Origin of the sequence: Acidaminococcus sp. AM05-11 (assembly GCF_003472805.1) — a bacterium.
Classification (GTDB): domain Bacteria; phylum Bacillota; class Negativicutes; order Acidaminococcales; family Acidaminococcaceae; genus Acidaminococcus; species Acidaminococcus hominis.
Map to the genome: position 1 here is coordinate 1 of NZ_QRMX01000010.1, position 1,834 is coordinate 1,834.

Here is a 1,834-nt window from a genome sequence, read left to right on the forward strand (position 1 = left end):
AATCCAGGAGGTTTAACTATATGCCAGTCTACTTTATTCATAGCATACCACGTCAGGTACCTTCCTCTTTTCCAGTGCACGAGCAGTGCACTGGTAAGTGGAAGGCATATGCGGCGCTAGCGCCGCGAAAAAAAGCTTTGATGAACTTCTATCGGTGCCTACCGGCACCACTTCCTACAGCGGTTCGCCGTATTCCATTCGCCATCGCCTTGCAGGCTTGGCTCCTGGACGGCTGTCGCATGGGCCTTATTGACCAAACATCCTTTGGATGCCTGTGGGGATGTTTGGATGCGGCCGCAACGCTTGCAGGAAGCGTTCTATATCGCTGCTGGTCCAGTTCTAGATGGGGATAGATGTAGAATTTTTTTACCTATCGTAATTCTTTTCTCAAAACCCGTTTAGCACATGACTCGTATGGGCCTAAGCCTGGCCCCTGAGTGGTTCGCGGCATGCTGCTCAGCTTCACCTTCCAGGTTCGCTTTGCAGGCCGCTATCACATGGCTCATATTAACCAATTCTCTGCGGCATATAGCCTTTAGAATTGGATATGAGCGCAAAGCGTTGTAGGGGCCGTCAGCCCGTAGGGATGACTGAGGAAGTTCACCCATATTTTGCGGCCTCCGGCCGCTTGCCTTCTCCACCCCACAATGGTCCAAGGTGGGGAAGGTGCCTGACGCCAGGAAGGCGGTTGGGGCCTGCAGGAACAGACTTCTAGAACTAGCCTATCGAGAGGAATGGAATTGGTGATGAATCAAGTTATCTGCCTCGTTGCTGGTTTCAGCCATTTTTATGGATGAAACCTCGTGATTGCGAAGCGAATCACCAACGAGGAAGTCGTCACCGTGCGTTCCTCGCGGGGGTAGCGGAACCTCTATCGTGTATTGGAACGCAGGGTGGCGGTAGGTCCCTTCTCCCCCGCCGCTTCGGCGGGGCGAATACACACAAAACAAACTTGAGCAATGTAACTGCCACTCCGTAGTGTCCTGGAGTCTTCATCGTCGTCCTGATAGGCCCTTGCGGGTCCCGGTTTTTGTAAGGTGTCGGCACTTCAGTGGCCCATGCCCAAAGTAAGGATACGATAGAGTGGCAGCGCAAATCCACCCAAAGTATCTGCAACAAATTTGCCAGTACTAGCCTGATTACAGCTTGTGGTACACCGTTTCTGCGGGCTGTGTTTTCAAAAACAATCAGCGCTCCGTCGCGTTTTTGAAAATATACCCCAAAGAGAACGGAAAGGCAAACATTGCGAACACCATCAAGGATTCCCGAATGGGCCCGCACCCATATTAGTAGTGGTCCGCACCACCCAATCCAACCTCAAAGAGAACAAAATTTCAATACAAAACAGGCGGCCTCACGGCCGCCTGTTTCGCTTATTGCACTTTTCCTACAATATTCTCTTACTTCCAAATCAATTTCATGAACTTGGGATATGCTTCTTTCAAATGTTGATCCAGGCTTTGGAACAGGCCATAGACCAGGCCGCCATCTACTTTGTCGTCGGGAAGCAGGACGCTGACGTCCAGTACCAGGTTGCCGGCGTCGTCCAGGTAGTACTTGAAGGCTTTGTACTGGCGGTTGTACTGGTTGATCAGTTTCAGCAGGTCAGCTTCGTTTTCTTTCTTCTGGGCTTTGGGGGTTACCAGCAGGCGGATGATGCCATAGACGCTTTTGTCCAGGATCAGGATCACGGGGATCCGGGCTTCTTCCAGGGCCAGGTGGGAGCGGAACACGACGGTGTCCACGGGGTCTTTGGCGATTTCCTCACGGGTAAAGTCCTTCAGTTTTGCTTTGTCCAGATAGGCTTGAAAATTCTCTGCTTTCTTGTTCATTG

The 1,834-nt window shown here is 51.5% G+C and carries 1 protein-coding gene; it reads right to left on the reverse strand.

Translation table 11 applies throughout. From position 1 onward, the window contains the following. Positions 1-1,400: 1,400 nt before the first annotated feature. Positions 1,401-1,832, reverse strand: a complete 432-nt coding sequence (locus DW089_RS06695; protein ID WP_118286965.1) for a YbjN domain-containing protein — start codon at positions 1,830-1,832, stop codon at positions 1,401-1,403. Positions 1,833-1,834: the final 2 nt, after the last annotated feature.